A 20,482-nucleotide genomic window follows, 5' to 3' on the forward strand; every position below is an offset into this window, starting at 1 on the left:
CCGGGTGCTCCGGTGTCCTGGTGTTCGGGTGTCCTCGCATCTGAGTGGTCGGGTGTTCTGGTGTTGGGGCGTCCTCATGTCCGAGTGGTCGGATGCCCCGGTGTCGTGGGTGGGCTCGGCATCGTCGGCGCAGCCTGGGTGGGCAGCACCCGCCCTGCCGCGGACCCGCCTCACGGGTGGGCAGCACCCGCCCTGCCGGCGGGCGCATCCCGCAGCCGGGTCTGCGCGGCGCGCACCGGCGCACCCCCTGCCGCTTCGGGACTCACCCGGCTGACGGCTCTGGGAGATTCAGGGGGTCCGGGAGGTTCGGTGTGTCCCCGGGATCCGGGATGCGGCGCCAGGCGGTGTCGGTGACGATCAGGTGGTCGAGGAAGCGCAGGCCCACGGTCTCGGCGGCTCGGCGCAGACGGGCGGTGACGTCGAGGTCGGCGGGGCTGGGGTCGAGGCGGCCGCTGGGGTGGTTGTGGGCCAGGCCGAAGGAGGCGCCGCCGGAGGTGAGGACGGTCGTGACGATCTCGCGGACGGGGGCGAGGGCGTGGTCGCTGCCGCCCTCGCTGACGATCACCCGCCGGATCACGGAGCCGCCGGGGTCGCAGACCACGGCGACCACGCGCTCGTGGCCGAGGCAGCGCAGCAGGGGAGAGGCGACCGCGGCCAGGTCGCCCGAGCAGGTGACGCGGTGGCGCTCCGGCTCCTTCTGCGCCTGCCGTACGAGATGGAAGGCGGCGACGACCCGGGCCGCCTTGGCCGGGCCGACGCCCGGGACCGTCATCAGGCGGTGGGCGTCGGAGCGGGCCAGCCCGCGCAGGTCGCCGCAGTGGGCGATCAGGCGGGAGGCGAGCTCGATCGCGTTGGCGCCCCGGCTGCCCGAGCCGAGCAGTAACGCCAGGAGCTCGCGGTCGGCCAGGGCCGCCGCCCCGGTCGACAGGAGCCGCTCGCGCGGCTGGTCGCTCGGGGGCATGTCCTTGACGCGCAATCGGCACCTCCGGCGTGGGAAACCGTCCCCGTTCTACCAGCGGGTGCCGACATTCCGTGCCGGCGTGATCACCGTGGGTCCGCGCGGACGCGCCGGTCCGGCTCAGGTGATCCTGCCCGGGGATGCGGGGCCGGGCAGGTCCTCAGGAGCGCGGGGGAGGCCTCAGGAGCGCAGAGGGCGCCGAGGACGCAGGGGGCGCCGAGGACGCAGGAGCGCCAGGGACGCGGAGGGCGCCTCGGTCGTGCGGGGAGCGCCTCAGGGGTGTAAAGAGTGGGAGTAGACCAGCCGGAAGCGGTCGCCGGGGATGACGATGTCGCTGGTCTCGACGGGCCGGTCGCCGGCCCAGTGGGTGCGTTCGACGTGCAGGACGTGCACGCCGGCGGGGAGGGCGAGCGCGTCGCTCTCGGAGGGCTGGGGCACGCGCGTGTAGACCTCCTCGACGACCTCGGTGATCTTCATGCCGGCCGACGAGATGCGGTTGATCAGGGCCCGCTGGGTCTCGTCCGACACGGGCTCGCCGAGCCCGGCGGGTTCGTAGGAGGTCGCCAGCTGGACGGGTTTGCCGTCGCCGCGGAACACGTAGCGGATGCGGGTGACGGGGGCCGACTCCTTCAGGCGCAGGCGCTGGGCGATGTCGGGGGTGGCCTCGGCGGGTTCGGCGCGCCAGTCCCAGGTGGTACGGGCGCCCTGCGACGGCAGGTCGGCCCCGAAGGGGACGCGGTTGTCGTGGAACCGCCATCGGTACAGCGGCAGGAGCACGGGTCTGGCCCGGACGTAGTGACCGGAGCCGACGCGGCCGACGATGAGGCCTTCGGCGGCGAGCACGCGTAACGCGTGGCGTGCCGCGGTTTCACCGACGCCGTATTTACGGGTGAGCTGGGCTCGCGAGGGGATCGGGGCGCCGGGGGGCAGTGATCCGTCGACGATCTGGCGGCGGATGTCTGCGACGACGCGCAGGTAGACCGGATCGGAACTTGCCACGTGATCCATCCCAAGGTTCTTGGACGATGCCCCATCCTGGCGTATTCGGCGGAAAACTCAGGGTAATGGCGGTAATTTGGAGCTCCAACTTTAGGCCCTTCCACAGGCCTTCTCTCGGAAGGGAAAAATCTCTCGGAGATCGTGTAACGCCTCCGTGGGCGTCCCCGATTGAACGGTAGAGGTCGTCGATGTGTGTACCCCCGAGCACATATCGGCGGCCTCTTTCGCGTGCGCGGAGGAAGTTCTGGGGCTTTGATCGGGAAATGTCCCATAAAAGTAGAGTTATGGGTTATTAGTGCTTCTTTGGGATTATTGACCGTTCGGTGGGCCCGTACACGGCCGTGAGCACCCCGCCGGGCGGGCGGAGCGGGGTGGCGGCGTCCACCGTTCCGCCGGATCCGGGTACCGTTCCGTCTATGGCAGCACCAATGACGACCTCCGACGCCCCCTTCGGCCGCATGCTGACCGCCATGGTGACCCCGTTCACCGATGACGGCGCGGTCGACTACGAGGCGGTGCAGCGCCTGGCGACCTACCTGGTGGACGAGCAGAGCAACGACGGCCTCGTGGTGAGCGGCACGACGGGCGAGTCCCCGACCACCACCGACGAGGAGAAGGAGCGCCTTCTGCGCGCCGTCCTGGAAGCGGTCGGCGACCGCGCCGTCGTGGTGGCCGGAGCGGGAAGCAACGACACCCACCACAGCATCGAGCTGGCCCGCGCCGCCGAGCGCGCCGGGGCCCACGGCCTGCTGGTGGTCACGCCGTACTACAACAAGCCCCCGCAGGAGGGGCTCTACCGGCACTTCACCGCCGTGGCCGACGCCACGGGGCTGCCGGTCATGCTCTACGACATCCCCGGCCGCAGCGGCGTGCCGATCCAGAGTGAGACCCTCATCCGGCTGGCGCAGCACGAGCGCATCGTCGCGGTGAAGGACGCCAAGGCCGACCTCTTCGCGGGGTCGCAGGTGATGGCGGCCACCGACCTGATCTTCTACTCGGGCGACGACACCCTGAACCTGCCCTGGCTCTCGGTCGGCGCCGCCGGATGCGTGAGCGTCGTGGGCCACGTCGTGGGCGCCGAGATCGCCACCATGATGGAGCTGTACCGCTCCGGCGACGTCGCCGGAGCGCTGGCCGTCCACCGCCGCCTGCTCCCGGTCGTCACCGGGATCATGATGCAGGCCGGGGGAGCGATCATGGCCAAGGCGGCGCTGGCGCTGGTGGGCCGGCCGGTGGGGCCCGCGCGGCTGCCGCTGGTGGAGGCCACCGAACAGCAGATCGCGCGACTGCGCGAGGACCTCGTCGCGGGCGGCGTGAAGCTGTCCGACGGGGTCGTGGCATGAAACGGAACGTCGCGGCCGCAGAGAGCCGCTGGAGGGAGGAACGACGGTTTGAACGACCGACGCAGGGACCCGATGGAGTCCGGAGTGCTCGGCGAGGGGGCAGTCCGGTCGTCCGGGAGGTTCGTTCGTACATGTGAGTTCGTACATGTGAGAGAGGTGTGACCGGATGAGTCACCCCCATCCCGAACTCGGCCCGCCTCCTCCGCTTCCCGAGGGCGCGCTGCGCATCGTGGCGCTGGGCGGGCTCGGGGAGATCGGCCGCAACATGGCGGTGTTCGAGTTCGACGGCCGCCTGCTGATCGTCGACTGCGGAGTGCTGTTCCCCGAACCGGAGCAGCCCGGAGTCGACCTGATCCTGCCCGACTTCGACTACATCCGCGACCGCCTGGACGACGTCGAGGCCGTGGTGCTGACGCACGCCCACGAGGACCACATCGGCGCGGTGCCGTACCTCCTGCGCGAACGCCGGGACATCCCGGTCGTCGGCTCCAGGCTCACCCTGGCGCTGATCGAGGCCAAGCTGACCGAGCACCGCATCCAGCCGGTCAAGGTCGAGGTCGCCGAGGAGCAGCGGCACCGGTTCGGGCCGTTCGGCTGCGAGTTCTTCGCGGTCAACCACTCGATCCCGGACGCGCTGGCGGTCGCGATCAGGACGCCCGCGGGCATCGTCCTGCACACCGGCGACTTCCGGATGGACCAGCTGCCCAGCGACGGGCGCCTGACCGACCTGGGCGGGTTCGCCAGGCTCGGCCGCGAGGGCGTCGACCTGCTGATGTCCGACTCCACCAACGCCGAGGTGCCGGGCTTCGTCACCAGCGAGCGGGAGATCGCGCCGGTCATCGACGAGGTGGTCCGCACCGCGACCAAGCGCGTGATCGTGGCCAGCTTCGCCTCCCACATCCACCGCGTCCAGCAGGTCATGGACTCCGCGGAGAGGCACGGCCGCAAGGTCGCGCTGATCGGCCGTTCCATGGTCCGCAACATGGGTGTGGCGCGCGACCTGGGCTACCTGAAGGTGCCGCCGGGCCTGATCGTCGACTCCAAGGAGATCGAGGGCTGGCCGCCGGAGGACGTGGTGCTGATCTGCACCGGTTCCCAGGGCGAGCCGATGGCCGCGCTGTCGCGCATGGCCAACCGCGACCACCCGATCCGCATCGCCGAGGGCGACACCGTGCTGCTGGCCTCCTCTCTGGTGCCCGGCAACGAGACGGCCGTCACGAAGGTGATCAACGGGCTGACCCGCTGGGGCGCCCGCGTCGTGCACAAGGGCAACGCCAAGGTGCACGTGTCCGGGCACGCGGCCGCGGGTGAGCTGCTGTACGTGCTCAACCTGACCCGGCCGTCCAACTTCATGCCGGTGCACGGCGAGTGGCGGCACCTGCGGGCGCACGCCAAGCTGGCCGCGCTGACCGGCGTGCCCGACGACCACATCGTGATCGCCGAGGACGGCGTGGTGGTCGACCTCATCGACGGCCGCGCGCGGATCTCGGGCGCCGTCCAGGCCGGCTACGTCTACGTGGACGGCACCTCCGTCGGCGACGTGACCGACTTCGCGCTGAAGGACCGCAGGATCCTGGGCGAGGAGGGATTCATCTCGATCGTCGTCGTGGTCGACTCGAACACCGGCAAGCTGACGGCCGGGCCCGAGATCCACGCCCGCGGCTCGGGCATCGACCCCGACCGCTTCGACGAGGTCATCCCCCAGGTCGAGAGGGCCCTGGAGGACAACGCCGCCGACGGGGTGGTCGACATCCAGCAGATCCGCCGCGTGGTCCGCAGGACCGTGGGCCGCTGGGTGAGCGACACCTACCGCCGCCGCCCGATGATCATCCCGGTGGTCGTCGAGGTCTGAGCCGCCCGCCCGTACGGCGACGCGGACCGGGGTGCTCCCGCCCGCGCACCCTGTCGTCTCCGACACCGCCTCCCGGCCTGATGCGCCGGGAGGCGGTGTCGTTGTATGCTCCTATCGTTTCATGTAGCAATTTTTCATTCTGTGTAATGAAACAAACTCAGTGAAGACAGAGTCGGAACACGAGCGGGACGTGGAGGGGCGATGGAGGTACGGCACGCCACGGCGCCGGATCAGATCCCGGGGGCGACGACCGACTGGTTGCGCGCCCGGTTCCTGGTGGAGGACCTGTTCGCCCCCGGTGAGGTGCGGCTGGTCTACTCGCACGAGGACCGGATGGCGGTGGGCGGGGCGGTGGGGCCGGCGCGCCTGCCCAACCCCGATCCGCTGCGCGCGGAGCACTTCCTGGAGCGGCGCGAGCTGGGCGTGGTCAACGTGGGCGGGCCCGGCGTGGTGACGGTGGACGGCACGCCGTACGAGCTGGGGGGCAAGGAGTGTCTCTACGTCGGCCGCGGGGCCCGCGAGGTGACCTTCGACGAGGGCGCGTTCTATCTCGTCTCCACCCCGGCGCACACCGAGCACCCGACGGCCAAGAGCACGCTGGAGGACGCCGAGCCCGTACGGCTGGGCGGCGCGGAGGGCTCCAACGACCGCACGATCTACAAGCACATCCACGCCAAGGGCGTCCAGAGCTGCCAGCTCGTGCTCGGCGTCACCGTGCTGGAGCCCGGCAGCATGTGGAACACCATGCCCTGCCACACCCACGAGCGCAGGACCGAGGTCTACTTCTACTTCGGCCTCCCCGAGGACCAGCGGGTGATCCACCTGATGGGACGCCCCGAGGAGACCCGCAACCTGGTGGTCGCCGACCGGCAGGCGGTGATATCGCCTCCCTGGTCGGTGCACTGCGGCTTCGGCACCCGCAGCTACTCCTTCGTGTGGGCGATGGGCGGGGAGAACCAGGCCTACGACGACATGGAGCAGGTCGCGATCGGGGAGCTGCGCTGATGCCCGCACCGGGGGAGATGTTCTCGCTGGAGGGCAGGACGGCGCTCGTGACCGGGGCCCGCACGGGCATCGGCCGGGCGCTGGCCGTGGGCCTGGCCGAGGCCGGGGCCGACCTGGTGCTGCACGGGCGCGACGACGACCTCGACGAGGTCGAGGCCGAGGTCCGCAAGACCGGCCGTCAGGCCTCCCGGTGGGTCCTGGACCTGTCGCGGCCCGGCCGGATCCCCGAGGCGGCGGCCACGCTCGGCAGGATCGACGTGCTCGTCAACAACGCCGGGGTGATCCGCCGGGCACCCGCCGCCGAGCACTCCTACGCCGACTTCCGAGAGGTGCTCGACGTCGACCTCGACGCGGTCTTCCTGCTCAGCAAGGCCGTAGGGGCGGGGATGCTGGCCCGGGGAACCGGGAAGATCATCACGATCGCGTCGATGCTCTCCTTCCAGGGCGGCCTGAACGTGCCCGGCTACACCGCGGCCAAGCACGCCGTGGCGGGGCTGACCAAGGCGCTGGCCGTCGAGTGGGCGGCCTCGGGGGTGCAGGTCAACGCCATCGCCCCCGGCTACATCGCCACCGACAACACCGAGCGGCTGCGCGCCGACCCGGTCAGGGAGGCCGAGATCAGAGGGCGCATCCCCGCCGGCCGGTGGGGCGTGCCCGAGGACATCGTGGGCGCGGCGGTCTTCCTGGCCTCGGGCGCCTCCGACTATGTCAACGGGCACGTGCTGGCGGTCGACGGGGGATGGCTGGCCCGCTGACCACTAGGCTTTCGGGCGTGGTCAGGGAAGGCAGTTCCATCGACAAGGCGCTGGCGGTGCTGGAGGCTCTCGCCGAGCACCACCGCGTGACCGACATCGCCGCGGCGACGGGCGTGTCGAAGTCGACCGTCCACCGCATCCTGCAGTCGCTGGTGGACTGGGGGTTCGCGCGGGCGGACGGCAACGGGGGCTACGAGCCCGGCCCGCGCATCCTCACCCTGGCGGGCCGGGTGATGAACCGGTTCGACCCGGCGCGCCAGGCGTCCGGGGCGCTGGGCGCCCTGCACGAGAAGATCGGCTACACCACGCACTTCGCGATCCGCAGCGGTGACGAGGCGGTCTACGTCGACAAGCTGGAGGGGCGGCGGCCGTACCAGATGCCCTCGCGCGTCGGGATGAGCCTGCGCCTGCACTGCACCGCCATCGGCAAGGCGATCCTCGCCCAGCTGCCCGCCGAGGAGGTGCGCGCGATCTGCGCCCGCACCGGGCTGCCCGGGATGACCCCCAACACGATCACCACCGTCGACGGTCTCCTGACCCACCTGGCCGAGGTCCGCGCGCAGGGCTACGCCTTCGACGAGGAGGAGAACCTGCCCGAGATCCTGTGCGTGGGAGCCCCGGTCTTCGACCACACGGGCCTCGTCCTGGGCGGGATCTCCGTCTCCGCGCTCAAGATGGACATGACCCCGCAGGAGCTGGAGCGCCTGGCCCCAGAGGTCGTGGCGGCCGCCCGCGAGGTCTCCGCCGCGCTCGGCGCGCCCCAGCCCGCGGCCGGCCGCTGACCGCCCGTGCCGGTCTTCCCGGACCCCTGACGAGCCTGTGACGAGTTTCTGCGGCCGCCGAGGGCGCGGGGTGATCAGCCGATCAGCTTGCGGATCTCGTCGGGGGTGGCGACGCGGCCGGTGCCTCCCCGGCCGGTGAGGTTGACCGAGGCGGCGGCGGCCCCCGCCCTGACCGCGTCGGGCAGGCTCTCGCCCCGGGCCAGCCAGGCGGCCATGACGCCGGTGAAGGCGTCGCCCGCACCCGTCTGGTCGACCACCTCGGTGACGGGGTAGGCGGGGATCAGGGTCGTCCCGCCTCCGGCCTCGGCCAGCAGCACCCCCTGCCCGCCCATGGTCACCGCCACGGCGGCCGCGCCCATCTCCAGGCAGGCGCGCCCGATCTCCTCGGGGTCGGTACGGCCGAGCAGCGCCTGCCCGTCGCCGGGGGAGGAGATCTTGACCACCGCGGCGTGCGGGGCCACGTCCCGCAGGACCGCCGCCCCGGCCTCGGGGGTGGTGAGGCGGGAGCGGAAGTTGGCGTCGTAGACGACCCGTCCCGAGGCCGTCGCGGCGGCGTGCCGTACGGCGTCCGCGCAGGAGGCGGAGAGCGCCGCGGTGATGCCGCCCAGCACCACCACCCGGGCCCCGGCCACCGGGGACCGGTCGACGTCGCCGCGGTCCATGCGCGAGGCGGCGCTGCCGTACCGCATGTAGCAGAAGGCCCGCTCTCCCGAGGGGTCGGCGCCCAGCACGTAGGCGCCGGTGGAGCCCTCGCCGGGAGTCGTCCACCGGGTGTCCACGCCCCTGGCGGCGGCGAAGGCGCTCAGGCGCTCGCCGAACTCGTCGGCGCCGACGCGGGTCACCAGCGCCACCCGCGCCTCCTGCGCCGCGGCGGCGACGGAGGCGTTGAGCGCGTCGCCGGAGAAGGACAGGCGGAAGCTCACGGCCTCCGTCAGCGCCTGGTCGGCGGAGAACTCCACCAGCGGCTCGCCCAGCACGATCACGTCCACGGCGGCTCCTTGTTTCATGTAATGGAATGTGGTCTCATGTTATGCGACAACATTGAGCTGGAGGACAGTATGCCGAACATCACCGTCGAGTTGCTCTCGGGGAGGACCCTGGATCAGCGCAGGGAGTTCGTCGCCGCGGTGACCGACGCCGCCGTCGACGTGCTGAAGGCCCGCCGTGAGGCGGTGCGCATCGTCTTCACCGAGATCGAGAAGTCCGATGTGGCCAACGGCGGCGTTCTGGAGTCCGACAAATAGCCGGTGAGGGCCTTGCGGGGCCTTGCGGGGCCTCGGGGCATGGAGAAGGGGGCCGGATGATCCGGCCCCCTTCTCGTTGTGCTCAGGCGGTCGTGCGCTCAAGCGATCGTGTGCTCAGGCGGTCGCTGTGGCCCGCTCGGCCTCGGGGTCGGTGTCGAGCGAGTCGACCAGCGCGTCGCGGTCCGGGGTGTTCTCCGGCTTCAGCAGGCCGATGGCCACGTAGAGGACCAGCGAGGTGACCAGCGGCACCCCCACCACCATCGCGGTGTCCTTGGACTCCACGATCCACTTGATGCAGGCCCACACGCCCAGTCCCGCGGCCCAGGAGACGATCGCGGCGGTCGGTCCGCTCCGTTTGAACCAGGGCAGCAGCCCCAGCATCAGCGGGATGGAGATCGGCCCCATGGTGGCCGCGACGAGATCCACGACGATCTTCAGGACCACCCCCTGGCCCTCGGTGGAGATCGCGATGACCATGCTGATGAGCACGAAGGTGAACGTCGTCACCCGGGCGAAGGTCAGCTCGGCCCGCTCCGACAGCTCCCGCACCTTGCGTACGAGCACCGGCGCGATGTCCCGGGTGACGACGGAGGAGATCACGTTGGCGTCGGAGGCGACCATGGCCATGGTGTGGGAGAAGAAGCCCGCGAGCACCAGCCCGATCACGCCCTGCGGCAGCAGGGTCTGCGCCAGCCGTACGTAGGCCTCCTCGGCGTTGGCCAGGCCCGGCACGATGAGCGGGGCGGCGAACATCGGGATGAACAGGATCAGCGGCCAGACCAGCCACAGCGCGCTGGACAGCAGCGCCGAGCGCTTGGCCGCCGAGCCTGAGGGCGAGGCCATGTAGCGCTGGGCGAGGTTCCACATGCCGCCGTTGTACTCGAAGGTCTTGATGAACAGCATGGCCAGGAAGAACGTCGTGGTGTACGGCCCGGCGAACGGGTCGCCGTGGCCCTCGGGCAGCTTGTCCCACATGGTCCACAACGTCGAGACACCGTCCAGGTGGGACATGATCGCGACGAACATGGCGACGCCGGCTACGCCCTGGATGACGAACTGGCCGAAGTCGGTGAGCACGTCGGCCCAGAGGCCGCCGGCGGTGATGTAGACCAGGGTGACGGCCCCGGTGATGAGGATGCCCCAGGCGATGGGGATCCCGGCGAAGCCGCGCAGCAGCACCGCGATCGCCACCCACTTGGCGGCGATGTCCACGACCTTCAGCAACGCGCCGCTGTAGGCCAGCACCTGCTGGGTGGGCAGGTTGTAGCGCCGGGCCAGGTACTCCAGCGGCGAGGCCACCCCGTGCTTGGAGCGGAGCCGGTTCCAGCGGGCCGCCCAGACGAACGCGCCGATGCCGACGCCGAGACCGATGGTCAGGGCCCACCAGACATACATGGCCAGGCCGTAGTTGTAGGCGACCGCGGCGAACGCCACGAACATGATCGCGCTGTAGCCCGACATGTGGTGGGAGATGCCGGACAGCCACCAGGGGATCCGGCCGCCTGCGGTGAAGAAGTCGACCACGTTCCGGATCCGGCCCTTCGACCACACGCCGATGCCGACCATCACGAGGAAGTACGCGCCCAGAACGGACCAGTCGAGTACGGACATGTGTCTCCTCCCAACGTCCTGTTGGCAAGGAGGTTCTACTACATGAAACGCTATGTCAATACATGGGACGGAATGCGGTTTCCTTCTTCGCAAAGTGCGGCGGATCCGCCTGTGAGGTCATGGCGGCCGTGTCCTGAATGAGACTTTCCCGCTCACCGGGTGGACGCCTTCCGGGCTGCCGGGCCGGGCTGCCGAAACGGGATCTTCCCGCCCCCTCGGCGTGCCTGCGGGCGAACCACCCGTCTCGTGGCTAGCCTCCCTACCATGGCCACCCGTACGTCTAAAGGCGCCCAAGGAAAGCCCCCGGGCAAGGGAGCCGCCGGCCGTTCGAGGCCCGCTCAGGCCCGTACGGCCTCCGCCAGGCGGGCCTCCGGCGCCCGGCCGAAGTCCCCCGCCCGCAGGCCCGCGACCTCCCAGCCCGACCCGATCGGCTGGGTCTTCACGATGATCGGCAAGCTCTTCGTGGGCATCTGGATGCTGCTGGCGGGCGGCATCGGCAGCGCGGCGCGGGCCCTGGGCCGGAACGCGCGGGAGCTCGACCCGGTGCACCGCCGCGACGGCCTGGGCCTGGCCGTGATCGCCGGGGCGATCGTGCTGGCCGCGATGACCTGGCGCACCCCCACGGGCGCGGTCTCCGAGGTGGTCGGCACCGTCATGCGCGGCGTCTTCGGGGCGCTGGCCTGGCTGGTCCCGATCTTCCTGGCGCTGCTGGCCTGGCGGCTGCTGCGCCACCCCGACCAGAACACCGACACCGGCCGGATGATGATCGGGTGCTCCGCCCTGACGATCGGCGTGCTCGGCGTCGTGCACGTCGCCAACGGCACGCCGTACCCCTCCGGCGGCGCCACCGACGGCATGGACAAGGTGTCGGCCGCGGGCGGCATGATCGGCTTCGTCGTCTCCGCGCCGCCCGACAGCATCCTGCCGGTCTTCATCACGATCCCGCTGCTGCTGCTCCTGTCCGGCTTCGGGGTGCTGGTCATCACCGCCACCCCGGTGCACCGCATCCCCGAGCGGCTGGCCGAGATCAGGCACATGCTCTTCACCCGGGACGTCCCGGCCGCGCCGCGCGCCCCCCGCGCGCCCGCCGGGCGGCCCGCGCGCAAGAAGGGCGGCGGCCCGGCCCGGGACCCGCAGGAGGAGGGCGAGGGCCGCGACGGCGTCAAGCCCTACGACACGCCCGTGATCGCCGACGGAGCGGACAAGCTCGCCGACCACTCGCCGGAGATCGTGCCGGGTCTGGTGGACCCGGAGGAGGAGCCCCCGGCCCGCAGGAGCGAGCCCCCCGCGCCCACCCCGGCGCCCCGCAAGGTCGAGCAGCTCGTGCTCTCGCCGCAGGCCGGGCCGTACACCCTGCCCGACCCCCAGCTGCTGCGGCCGGGCAGCGCCCCCAAGCCGCAGACCAAGGCCAACACGGTCGTCGTCAACGCGCTCACCAGCGTGCTGGAGCAGTTCTCGATCGACGCCCAGGTGATCGGCTTCACCCGGGGCCCGACGGTGACGCGCTACGAGATCGAGCTGGGCCCGGCGGTCAAGGTCGAGAAGGTGACGGCGCTCACCAAGAACATCGCCTACGCGGTCAAGTCGGCCGACGTGCGGATCCTGTCGCCCATCCCGGGCCGGTCGGCGATCGGCGTCGAGATCCCCAACACCGACAAGGACCTGGTCTCGCTCGGCGACATCCTGCGCTCGCAGGTGGCCCAGGCCGACCACCACCCGATGATCGTGGGCCTGGGCAAGGACGTCGAGGGCCGCACGATAGTGGCCAACCTGGCCAAGATGCCGCACCTGCTCATCGCCGGCGCCACCGGCGCGGGCAAGTCGGTCTGCGTCAACGGCCTGATCTCCTCGGTCCTGATGCGGGCCACCCCGGACGAGGTCCGGATGGTGCTGGTCGACCCCAAGCGGGTGGAGCTGAGCGTCTACGAGGGCATCCCGCACCTGATCACGCCGATCATCACCAACCCCAAGAAGGCCGCCGAGGCCCTGGAGTGGGTTGTGGGGGAGATGGACCGCCGCTACGACGACCTGGCGGCCAGCGGGTTCCGGCACGTGGACGACTTCAACAAGGCCGTGCGCGCGGGCAAGCTGGTCCCCCCGCCCGGCAGCGAGCGGGTCTACCAGCCCTACCCCTACCTGCTGGTCATCGTCGACGAGCTGGCGGACCTGATGATGGTCGCCCCCCGCGACGTCGAGGACTCCATCGTGCGCATCACCCAGCTCGCCCGCGCCGCGGGCATCCACCTGGTGATCGCCACCCAGCGGCCGTCCGTGGACGTCGTCACCGGCCTGATCAAGGCCAACGTGCCCTCCCGGCTGGCCTTCGCCACCTCGTCCCTGGCCGACTCCCGGGTCATCCTGGACCAGCCGGGCGCCGAGAAGCTGGTGGGCCAGGGCGACGCGCTGTTCCTGCCGATGGGCGCGAGCAAGCCCATGCGCCTGCAGAACGCCTTCATCTCCGAGAAGGAGATCGTGGAGGTCGTCGCCCACTGCAAGGCGCAGATGGCGGTCGAGTACCGCGAGGACGTCGCCGCGGCGGCCACCGCCAAGAAGGAGATCGACGAGGACATCGGCGACGACCTCGACCTGCTGATCCAGGCCGCCGAGCTCATCGTGACCACCCAGTTCGGCTCCACCTCGATGCTCCAGCGCAAGCTGCGGGTGGGCTTCGCCAAGGCGGGCCGCCTGATGGACCTGCTGGAGAGCCGCAACGTGGTCGGTCCGAGCGAGGGGTCCAAGGCCCGCGAGGTGCTGGTCAAACCGGACGATCTTCCGGGGCTGCTCGCCGATCTGCGCGGAGAATGACCCCCCTCTCCCCCTTTTCAACCGTTACTGCTTGAATGAGAGTGACTACGCAGCGTCGGGGGACGGGGGAGGCGTACACACGTGCGAAAAGCGGGGGCGGAAGGGCGCGACAAGGACTACGGCGGGGGCCACCGAAAGGACCGCAGCGGGGACCACAGCGGGGACCACGGTGAGGACGGGACGGCGGAGCCGCGGCACGCCCGCAAGAGCATCGGCGCCGTTCTGGCGGAGGCCCGCCAGGCGGCGGGCCTCAGCGTGCAGCAGCTGAGCGCGCGCTCGTGCGTGCGCGAGACGCTGATCGACGCGATCGAGAAGGACGACTTCTCCCCGTGCGGGGGAGACTTCTACGCCCGGGGGCACGTGCGCAACCTGGCCTCGATCCTCGGCCTCGACGCCGAGGCCCTGGTGCACGAGTTCGACGAGCTGCACGGCGGCGTGCCGCTGCCGGTTCGGGCGGCCAGCGTCTTCCAGGTGGAGAGGCCCATCAAGATCCGTGACCGCCGCTCGCCCAACTGGTCGATGGCCATGGGGGTCGCGCTGGCCGTCATCGTCGTGTTCGGCGTGGTGAAGACGATGGGCGGGGCGGGGGACACCACCACGGCGGAGATGCAGGCGAGCTCGATACCGCCTCCCTCGTCGTCGCCCTCCATGGCGCTGGCGCCGGAACAGCCGCGGCAGGCGACCGCTCTGGCGGCCGGCAGCCGCAGCGACACGGTCGTGCTCGAGGTGAAGGCCAAGCGCTCCTCCAGCCTCCAGGTCAGGGACTCCAAGGGGCGCCGGCTGTTCGCCGGCACACTGAAGGCGGGTAAAACCTCCGTGTGGAAGGCCAAGGCAGGGGTGCGGGTCACCTTCGGCGACGCGGGAGCCGTCTCCCTGCAGGTGAACGGCAAGGAGGTGGGCTCGCCCGGTCGCTCGGGACAGCGGATCCAGCGTTACTACAAGGCCTCCGCGAAGACCGGCTGAGTTCCCGGGCGGGGGACTGGAGCGGGGGAGGTGCATCGGGTAGTGGCCAACTCCCGATACCGTAGTGTTCACCATGTCATCCCGCCGAACCGCATCGCTGATCACACTGGGCTGCGCGCGCAACGAGGTCGACTCCGAGGAGCTCGCCGCGCGGCTTGAGGCTGCCGGCTGGCAGCTGGGCGACGACGACCCCGATGTCATCGTCGTCAACACCTGTGGCTTCATCGACTCAGCGAAAAAGGACTCCATCGACACGCTGCTCGCCGCTGCCGACTCCGGGGCCAAGGTGGTCGCTGCGGGCTGCATGGCCGAGAGGTACGGTGACCAGCTCGCCGACGCCCTGCCCGAGGCGGCGGCCGTCATCTCCTTCGACGACTACACCGAGATCGGCACGCGCCTGGACGACGTGCTGGCGGGCCGGCCGCTGGTCCCGCACAGCCCGCGCGACCGCAGGACGCTGCTGCCCATCTCTCCGGTCGAGCGTGCCGCGGCCCCCAAGGCCAGCATCCCCGGCCACGGCGAGCTGCCCGAGGGCCTGGCCCCGGCCAGCGGCCCCAGGCCGTTGCGCAAGCGCCTGGGCGACGGGCCGGTGGCCTCGCTGAAGCTGGCCTCCGGCTGCGACCGGCGCTGCACCTTCTGCGCCATCCCCGCCTTCCGCGGCGCCTACGTCTCGCGCGGCCCCGAGGAGCTGCTGTCCGAGGCCGCCTGGCTGGCCACGGAGGGCGTCAAGGAGCTCGTGCTGGTCAGCGAGAACTCCACCTCCTACGGCAAGGACCTCGGCGACCTGCGGGCGCTGGAGAAGCTGCTGCCCTCCCTGGCGGCGGTCGAGGGGATCGAGCGGGTGCGGGTCAGCTACCTGCAGCCGGCCGAGCTCCGCCCGGGCCTGCTGGAGACGATCGCCGTGACCGAGGGCGTGGCCCCGTACTTCGACCTGTCCTTCCAGCACGCCAGCGGCTCCGTGCTGCGCCGGATGCGCCGCTTCGGCGACCTCAGGCGCTTCCTGGGCCTGCTGGAGAGCATCCGGGCCCTGGTCCCCGAGGCGGGTGTGCGCTCCAACTTCATCGTCGGCTTCCCCGGCGAGACGGAGGAGGAGTTCGCCGAGCTGGTCGGCTTCCTGCAGGAGGCCAGGCTCGACGTGATCGGCGTCTTCGGCTACTCCGACGAGGAGGGCACCGAGGCCGCGACGCTGCCCGGCAAGCTGGACCAGGAGACCGTGGACGCCCGTGTGGCCGCCCTCACCGAGCTGGCCGAGGAGCTCATGGCCCAGCGGGCCGAGGAGCGGATCGGCACCGAGGTCGACGTCCTCATCGAGGAGGACCTCGGCGACGGCGGCTACGAGGGCCGTGCGGCCCACCAGGGGCCCGAGGTCGACGGCTCCGTCACGGTGCAGGGCATCGGGCTGGTCCCCGGGCAGATCGTCCGGGCCGTGGTCGTCGACTCCGAGGGGGTCGACCTGATCGCACGCATCAAGGTCGCACCATGAGTGCGCCGCCGGGCCGGGAGAGCGTATGACCAACACGCCAGAGACCGGCACCAACGTGACGCCGGCGATCACGGGCCCCAAGGTGAGCGCGTGGAACATCGCCAACGTCGTGACGGTGATACGACTGGCGATGGTTCCGTTCTTCACGGTCTGCCTGTTCCTGCCGGGCACCGGCTGGCGGGTCACCGCACTGGTGGTCTTCCTGGTGGCCTCGCTGACCGACCTCCTGGACGGTGAGCTGGCGCGCCGCTACGGCCTGGTCACCGACTTCGGGAAGATCGCCGATCCGATCGCCGACAAGGCGCTCATCGGCGCCGCCCTGATCAGCCTGTCGATCCTGGGCGAGCTGACGTGGTGGGCGACCGCGGTGATCATCGGCAGGGAGCTCGGCGTCACGATGCTGCGCTTCGCGGTCCTGCGGCACGGCGTCATCCCGGCCAGCTACGGCGGCAAGGTCAAGACCGTCCTGCAGATCCTCGCCATCACCTTCTACATGTGGCCCGGGGTGCCCGACCTGGTCCGCTGGATCACCATGGGCGCGGCGGTCCTGGTGACCGTCGGCACCGGGGTCGACTACGTGGTGCGGGCGATCAAGCTGCGGCAGGTGGCCAGACGGGCGCGGGCCGAGCGATGAGCCCGGGCCCGTCTGCCGCCGCCCGGGTGCTCGCGCTGCTCGTCCGCCGGGGCGAGACGGTGGCGACGGCCGAGTCGCTGACGGCCGGGATGATCGGCGCGGCGCTGACCGTCCCGCCTGGCGCCTCCGCCGCCTTCGTGGGCGGCGTCCTGTCCTACGCCACCGAGCTCAAGCGGCGCCTGCTCGGCGTCCCCGCCGATCTGCTGGAGCGCGAGGGCGCGGTGCATCCTGGGGTCGCCGCGGCGATGGCGGACGGGGTGCGCGAGCTCACCGGCGCCACCTATGGTCTGGCGGCCACCGGGGTGGCCGGGCCCGATCCGCAGGACGGGAAACCGGTAGGCACCGTTCACCTGGCCGTTAGCGGTCCGGGCGGGCGGGTATGGCACCGGGATGTGGACCTCGGCGGGACGCGCGCACAGATCCGGGAGCAGACCGTGAATGAGGCTGTGGATCTGCTGAGAGATGTTCTGGAGTCGAACTCTGGGGAACATTCAGGATGATTACCGCGTTACGTCCCCAGCGAACATGCTCACGACGGTCTGCCGCGGTGTCGGTCGATGCGGGTACGGTGGATCTGTGAGTGAGGGCAGCGTCAAGCGATGATGACGGCGAGGCGAATGTACGAAGGGTCGCGTTCGAAGAACGGGCGGCACGAACCGGCCGCGCGGAGCGTCGTGAAGGCGTCCGCGCCGGGGAGGGAGCGACAGATGGTCCTGCTGCGTCAGCTGCTCGGTGACGTGCTGCGGCGGCTGCGGGTGCGGCAGGGTCGCACCTTGCGTGAGGTCTCCACACTGGCTCGGGTCTCTCTCGGCTATCTGTCCGAGGTGGAGCGCGGTCAGAAGGAGGCTTCGTCCGAGCTGCTCGCGTCGATCTGCGGTGCGCTGGGCGTGCCGTTGTCCCAGGTGCTCCGTGAGGTGTCCGACCAGTTCGCGCTGGCCGAGCTCCAGCACGCCCCGGTGCTGGCCGACGTGCCCGAGCGGGAGCGTCTGCCCATCGCCGAGACCGTGCCGGGATCCCTTCCCGAGGACGCGTTCGAGGGCTTCCGGGCCGTCGTTCCGCCCATCGAGCACACCCCCGACGTCAAGGACATGGTCGCCGCCTGACGGCGGGCCGCGTCCCCTTCCGCTCCGCCGAGGGCCGGCGGGCGGTCTCCCGACCGTGCGCGCCGACGACTCCGGCCGTCACTCAGGCTGGCAGCGGCGGCACCAGTGGATCAGTCGTTCCTGTGGCTGCGGTCCCATCTCCCCGCGGCTGATCCTGCCCCCGCACCGCAGGCAGGGCCGTCCCGCCCTTCCGTAGACCCACATGTCCCGCCCCGGGCGCAGATCCCCGGTGGTCGTCCGCTCGACCCGCTCCTTGTTGGCCTCCAGCAACCTGCGGGCGATCTCCACGAGCCCCCTCACGTCCTGCACCGCCTCCACCGGCCGCCACGGCGAGACCTTCGACAGGAACAACGTCTCGGCCCGGTAGATGGTGCCGATGCCCGCCAGGTTGCGCTGGTCGAGCAGCGCCTCCCCGATGGTCCGGCCGGGCTGGGCCAGCAGCCGCCGTACGGCCTCATCCGGGTCCCAGTCGGGCCCCAGCAGGTCGGGGCCGAGGTGGCCGACGACCCGGTCCTCCTGGTCGGTCCTGAGCAGGTCCACCATCCCCAGCCGTACGCCCACGGCCTGCCACTCGGCGTTGGCGAGCACCAGCCGCACCAGGTCGCCGCGGTCGCCGACCGGAGTCCGGCGCCCCGCGGGAGCCAGGCGCCAGGAACCCTCCATCCGCAGGTGGGTGTGCACGGTCAGGCCGCCTTCGACGCGGGTGAGCAGGTGCTTGCCGCGGGAGACGGTCTCCAGCACGGTCCTGCCGGTCAGGTCGGCGGTGGCGTAGCGGGGCACGCGGAAGTCCGAACGGGTCAGGGTCCGGCCGTCCAGCGCCCGGCGGAGCCGCCCCGCGGTGCGGTAGACGACGTCGCCTTCGGGCATGCGATCAGCGTATAGGCCGGTCCCCGGAGCGCGGGCCGGCCCCGGGTGACGGGTCGGCCCCCGGGTGACGGGTCGGCCCCCGGGTGACGGGTCGGTGGGCCGGTGGCGCGTGTACGGTGTCCGTCGCGGGATCGGTTCCAGGCGGTGTGTGTACGGCGTCCGGCGGTCAGTCCCAGGCGGCGGGGTCGGCGGCGAGCTGGCGGACCCGCTGGGGGAGCGCGCCGGTGGCCACGCTGTCGAGCGTGACCTCCTCCAGGATGGCCCGCTCGCTGGCGCGCAGCGCGATCCAGACCTGCTGCAACGACTCGGCGGGCCCGCGGTAGCCGACGTGCTCGGGGCGCTCGCCCCGCACGTTGGCCAGCGGGCCGTCCACGGCCCGGATCACGTCGGCCAGGGTGATCTCCGTGGCGGGCCTGGCCAGCACGTAACCGCCCTCGGGGCCGCGCTGACCCCGCACCAGGCCGGCGCGGCGCATCTGGAGCAGGATGTTCTCCAGGTATTTGGGCGGCATGTCCTGCTCCTTGGCGAGCTCGCCCACGGTGGTTGGGCCGTCGCCGGCGGCCGCGAGCTCGGCTGCGGCGCGCAGGGCATAGTCGACACGAGCGGATAGGCGCATACGATCGATTATCCCGGCTTCCGCCCACTGCTCGGGCGCGTGGTCCGCCGTTCGCGGGCGCTCGCATCCGCCGGATGACCGACGCGCCCGCCGGCGGAGAACGGAAACGTCCTCCCACCGGCCACGGGAGCGCTCCCATAGGTCCCGGGGAATTCGCGTCCTCGCGCTAAGCTTCTGGAAGCTTTGTTAAATGGATGGGATCGTTATTCAGCCTGATCGTCACGGTGACGGGGAAACGGCGAAAAAGAGAGCTTGCATATGGAGCGACGTCCTGGCGTGCCCAGGCTGCTGCGAGAGATCAACGACCGGGCCGCCCTGGAACTGCTGCTCACCTCCGGGCCGTTGACGCGGGGTCAGATCGGGGAGCTCACCGGTCTGTCCAAGGTGACGGCGTCCCAGACGCTGGCCCGCCTGGAGGAGCGGGGGCTGGTCGAGGTGGCCGGCGAGCAGGCGGGCGGCAGAGGGCCCAACGCGGCGCTGTACGGCATCGTCTCCTCCTCCGCCTATGTGGCCGGGCTGGACGTCGGCCCGGAGTTCGTCACCACCGCCGTGGCCGACATCCGCGGGGACATCGTCGCCGAGGCGACCGTCGCGCCCGACGAGCACGACGACCCGGTCGCGGTCGTGCACAACGCTGTGGTCAAGGCCTGCCGGTCGGCCAAGGTCGCGCTCTCCAAGCTGCGGGCGGTCGTGATCGGCACGCCCGGCGTGGTCGACCCGCGCACCGGCGACGTGCGCTTCTCCTTCGACCTGCCGGGCTGGCACGAGGGCATCCACGAGGCGCTCGCCCGCGACCTGCGCCGCGACGTGAAGATCGAGAACGACGTGAACCTCGTCGCCGTCGCCGAGCGCACCCTCGGTGCCGCCCGCGGCGCCGACGACTTCGTGCTGCTGTGGGTGGGCCGCGGCATCGGCCTGGGCGTCGTGCTCGGCGGGCGGCTGCACCGCGGCCGCTCCGGCAGCGCGGGCGAGATCGGCTACCTCCCGGTGCCGGGGGTGCCGCTGGCGGCGGACGTGCGGGCCGTACCCGGCCGGCTGCCCTCGCTGGCGGGCGGTCTGCAGTCCCTGGTGAGCGCCGAGACGGTGACCGAGCTGGCCGCCTCGTACGGTTTCGTGGGGCGCAACGCGGCCGAGTGCGTGGCCGCCGCGGTCGGCGCGGGCGAGCGCGGCGAGCCCCTGCTGGACGACATCGCGGGCAGGCTGGCGCTGGGCGTGGCGTCGGTGTGCGTGGTGCTCGACCCCGGACTGGTCGTGCTCGCCGGAGAGGTCAGCCAGGCGGGCGGGAGCACGCTCACCGGGCGGATCGAGGAGGCCGTGGCCCGCATCTGCCCGGTGCGCCCGCAGGTGCTGCCCAGCGAGGTGGACGGCAACCCGGTCCTGCGCGGAGCCGTCCTGGCGGCCCTGGAGCAGGCCCGCGAGGAGATCTTCGCCTCCTGACGCGGGCCCGCCGTTCCGGGAGCGC

At 71.5% G+C, this 20,482-nt stretch carries 19 protein-coding genes; 13 read left to right on the forward strand and 6 right to left on the reverse strand.

The features are described from left to right. Nucleotides 1-262 precede the first annotated feature (262 nt). Nucleotides 263-976, reverse strand: coding sequence for a JAB domain-containing protein (locus Psi01_RS13085; RefSeq protein ID WP_204064264.1), 714 nt, complete (start codon nt 974-976; stop codon nt 263-265). Nucleotides 977-1,231: 255 nt separating this feature from the next. Continuing rightward, nucleotides 1,232-1,957: a GntR family transcriptional regulator gene (locus Psi01_RS13090; RefSeq protein ID WP_204064265.1), complete on the reverse strand. Its 726-nt coding sequence runs from the start codon at nt 1,955-1,957 to the stop codon at nt 1,232-1,234. A 416-nt stretch (nt 1,958-2,373) separates the two neighbouring features. On the opposite strand from Psi01_RS13090, the gene dapA reads away from it, so the two are divergent. The 5 genes from dapA (at nt 2,374) to Psi01_RS13115 (ending at nt 7,694) form a co-directional block, all read left to right on the forward strand. Continuing rightward, the gene (dapA, locus tag Psi01_RS13095) at nt 2,374-3,300 is read left to right on the forward strand and encodes a 4-hydroxy-tetrahydrodipicolinate synthase (protein ID WP_204064266.1); all 927 of its coding nucleotides are present in this window, start codon (nt 2,374-2,376) and stop codon (nt 3,298-3,300) included. 166 nt (nt 3,301-3,466) lie between these two features. Then, a complete protein-coding gene (locus Psi01_RS13100; RefSeq protein WP_204064267.1) occupies nt 3,467-5,152 on the forward strand; it encodes a ribonuclease J in 1,686 nt (561 codons plus the stop codon). Nucleotides 5,153-5,353: 201 nt separating this feature from the next. Next, nucleotides 5,354-6,157 carry a 5-dehydro-4-deoxy-D-glucuronate isomerase gene (gene kduI, locus Psi01_RS13105; RefSeq protein WP_204064268.1) on the forward strand — a complete coding sequence of 268 codons (804 nt, stop codon included), beginning with the start codon at nt 5,354-5,356 and terminating at the stop codon, nt 6,155-6,157. Next, a complete protein-coding gene (locus tag Psi01_RS13110; RefSeq protein WP_204064269.1) occupies nt 6,157-6,912 on the forward strand; it encodes an SDR family oxidoreductase in 756 nt (251 codons plus the stop codon). Before kduI ends, Psi01_RS13110 begins: the two co-directional genes overlap by 1 nt. Before the next feature lie 17 nt (nt 6,913-6,929). After that, nucleotides 6,930-7,694, forward strand: coding sequence for an IclR family transcriptional regulator (locus Psi01_RS13115; protein ID WP_204064270.1), 765 nt, complete (start codon nt 6,930-6,932; stop codon nt 7,692-7,694). A 74-nt stretch (nt 7,695-7,768) separates the two neighbouring features. Here Psi01_RS13115 and Psi01_RS13120 read toward each other — a convergent pair whose 3' ends face one another. Beyond that, complete coding sequence (locus Psi01_RS13120) at nt 7,769-8,701, reverse strand: sugar kinase (protein ID WP_204064271.1); 933 nt, start codon at nt 8,699-8,701, stop codon at nt 7,769-7,771. A 51-nt stretch (nt 8,702-8,752) separates the two neighbouring features. Between Psi01_RS13120 and Psi01_RS13125 the strand changes: the two genes are divergently transcribed. After that, nucleotides 8,753-8,938 carry a tautomerase family protein gene (locus tag Psi01_RS13125; RefSeq protein WP_204064272.1) on the forward strand — a complete coding sequence of 62 codons (186 nt, stop codon included), beginning with the start codon at nt 8,753-8,755 and terminating at the stop codon, nt 8,936-8,938. 114 nt (nt 8,939-9,052) lie between these two features. On the opposite strand, the gene Psi01_RS13130 is transcribed toward Psi01_RS13125, so the two are convergent. After that, on the reverse strand, nt 9,053-10,549 hold the full coding sequence (locus Psi01_RS13130) for a sodium:solute symporter family protein (RefSeq protein ID WP_204064273.1): 1,497 nt from the start codon (nt 10,547-10,549) through the stop codon (nt 9,053-9,055). A gap of 264 nt (nt 10,550-10,813) precedes the next feature. Between Psi01_RS13130 and Psi01_RS13135 the strand changes: the two genes are divergently transcribed. The 6 genes from Psi01_RS13135 (at nt 10,814) to Psi01_RS13160 (ending at nt 17,537) form a co-directional block, all read left to right on the forward strand. Then, nucleotides 10,814-13,354 carry a DNA translocase FtsK gene (locus tag Psi01_RS13135; RefSeq protein WP_204064274.1) on the forward strand — a complete coding sequence of 847 codons (2,541 nt, stop codon included), beginning with the start codon at nt 10,814-10,816 and terminating at the stop codon, nt 13,352-13,354. An 81-nt stretch (nt 13,355-13,435) separates the two neighbouring features. Then, nucleotides 13,436-14,317 carry a helix-turn-helix domain-containing protein gene (locus tag Psi01_RS13140; protein ID WP_239127580.1) on the forward strand — a complete coding sequence of 294 codons (882 nt, stop codon included), beginning with the start codon at nt 13,436-13,438 and terminating at the stop codon, nt 14,315-14,317. Between the two features lie 73 nt (nt 14,318-14,390). Continuing rightward, complete coding sequence (gene rimO, locus Psi01_RS13145; protein ID WP_204064275.1) at nt 14,391-15,800, forward strand: 30S ribosomal protein S12 methylthiotransferase RimO; 1,410 nt, start codon at nt 14,391-14,393, stop codon at nt 15,798-15,800. 25 nt (nt 15,801-15,825) lie between these two features. Then, a complete protein-coding gene (pgsA, locus tag Psi01_RS13150) occupies nt 15,826-16,434 on the forward strand; it encodes a CDP-diacylglycerol--glycerol-3-phosphate 3-phosphatidyltransferase (RefSeq protein WP_204064276.1) in 609 nt (202 codons plus the stop codon). Continuing rightward, nucleotides 16,431-16,934: a CinA family protein gene (locus Psi01_RS13155; RefSeq protein WP_204064277.1), complete on the forward strand. Its 504-nt coding sequence runs from the start codon at nt 16,431-16,433 to the stop codon at nt 16,932-16,934. The genes pgsA and Psi01_RS13155 overlap by 4 nt, the downstream gene beginning before the upstream one ends. A 207-nt stretch (nt 16,935-17,141) precedes the next feature. Next, the gene (locus Psi01_RS13160; protein WP_203873147.1) at nt 17,142-17,537 is read left to right on the forward strand and encodes a helix-turn-helix domain-containing protein; all 396 of its coding nucleotides are present in this window, start codon (nt 17,142-17,144) and stop codon (nt 17,535-17,537) included. 78 nt (nt 17,538-17,615) lie between these two features. On the opposite strand, the gene Psi01_RS13165 is transcribed toward Psi01_RS13160, so the two are convergent. Together Psi01_RS13165 and Psi01_RS13170 are read right to left on the reverse strand one after the other, a co-directional pair. Then, nucleotides 17,616-18,404 carry an Fpg/Nei family DNA glycosylase gene (locus tag Psi01_RS13165; protein WP_204064278.1) on the reverse strand — a complete coding sequence of 263 codons (789 nt, stop codon included), beginning with the start codon at nt 18,402-18,404 and terminating at the stop codon, nt 17,616-17,618. A 166-nt stretch (nt 18,405-18,570) separates the two neighbouring features. Next, nucleotides 18,571-19,020, reverse strand: a complete 450-nt coding sequence (locus Psi01_RS13170) for an RrF2 family transcriptional regulator (RefSeq protein ID WP_204064279.1) — start codon at nt 19,018-19,020, stop codon at nt 18,571-18,573. Nucleotides 19,021-19,278: 258 nt separating this feature from the next. Here Psi01_RS13170 and Psi01_RS13175 point away from each other — a divergent pair, with 258 nt between their 5' ends. Continuing rightward, nucleotides 19,279-20,457: an ROK family transcriptional regulator gene (locus Psi01_RS13175; RefSeq protein ID WP_204064280.1), complete on the forward strand. Its 1,179-nt coding sequence runs from the start codon at nt 19,279-19,281 to the stop codon at nt 20,455-20,457. Nucleotides 20,458-20,482: the final 25 nt, after the last annotated feature.

Source organism: Paraplanobispora siamensis (genome assembly GCF_016863175.1).
GTDB lineage: Bacteria > Actinomycetota > Actinomycetes > Streptosporangiales > Streptosporangiaceae > Planobispora > Planobispora siamensis.

Excerpts from the sequence above, each read along its gene's own strand:
- kduI (WP_204064268.1), top strand. The coding sequence starts at position 5,354 with ATGGAGGTACGGCACGCCACGGCGCCGGATCAGATCCCGGGGGCGACG.
- Psi01_RS13170 (WP_204064279.1), bottom strand. The coding sequence starts at position 19,020 with ATGCGCCTATCCGCTCGTGTCGACTATGCCCTGCGCGCCGCAGCCGAG.
- Psi01_RS13125 (WP_204064272.1), top strand. The coding sequence starts at position 8,753 with ATGCCGAACATCACCGTCGAGTTGCTCTCGGGGAGGACCCTGGATCAG.
- Psi01_RS13165 (WP_204064278.1), bottom strand. The coding sequence starts at position 18,404 with ATGCCCGAAGGCGACGTCGTCTACCGCACCGCGGGGCGGCTCCGCCGG.
- Psi01_RS13120 (WP_204064271.1), bottom strand. The coding sequence starts at position 8,701 with ATGAAACAAGGAGCCGCCGTGGACGTGATCGTGCTGGGCGAGCCGCTG.
- rimO (WP_204064275.1), top strand. The coding sequence starts at position 14,391 with ATGTCATCCCGCCGAACCGCATCGCTGATCACACTGGGCTGCGCGCGC.
- Psi01_RS13155 (WP_204064277.1), top strand. The coding sequence starts at position 16,431 with ATGAGCCCGGGCCCGTCTGCCGCCGCCCGGGTGCTCGCGCTGCTCGTC.
- Psi01_RS13100 (WP_204064267.1), top strand. The coding sequence starts at position 3,467 with ATGAGTCACCCCCATCCCGAACTCGGCCCGCCTCCTCCGCTTCCCGAG.
- dapA (WP_204064266.1), top strand. The coding sequence starts at position 2,374 with ATGGCAGCACCAATGACGACCTCCGACGCCCCCTTCGGCCGCATGCTG.
- pgsA (WP_204064276.1), top strand. The coding sequence starts at position 15,826 with ATGACCAACACGCCAGAGACCGGCACCAACGTGACGCCGGCGATCACG.
- Psi01_RS13110 (WP_204064269.1), top strand. The coding sequence starts at position 6,157 with ATGCCCGCACCGGGGGAGATGTTCTCGCTGGAGGGCAGGACGGCGCTC.
- Psi01_RS13130 (WP_204064273.1), bottom strand. The coding sequence starts at position 10,549 with ATGTCCGTACTCGACTGGTCCGTTCTGGGCGCGTACTTCCTCGTGATG.
- Psi01_RS13160 (WP_203873147.1), top strand. The coding sequence starts at position 17,142 with ATGGTCCTGCTGCGTCAGCTGCTCGGTGACGTGCTGCGGCGGCTGCGG.
- Psi01_RS13135 (WP_204064274.1), top strand. The coding sequence starts at position 10,814 with ATGGCCACCCGTACGTCTAAAGGCGCCCAAGGAAAGCCCCCGGGCAAG.
- Psi01_RS13175 (WP_204064280.1), top strand. The coding sequence starts at position 19,279 with ATGGAGCGACGTCCTGGCGTGCCCAGGCTGCTGCGAGAGATCAACGAC.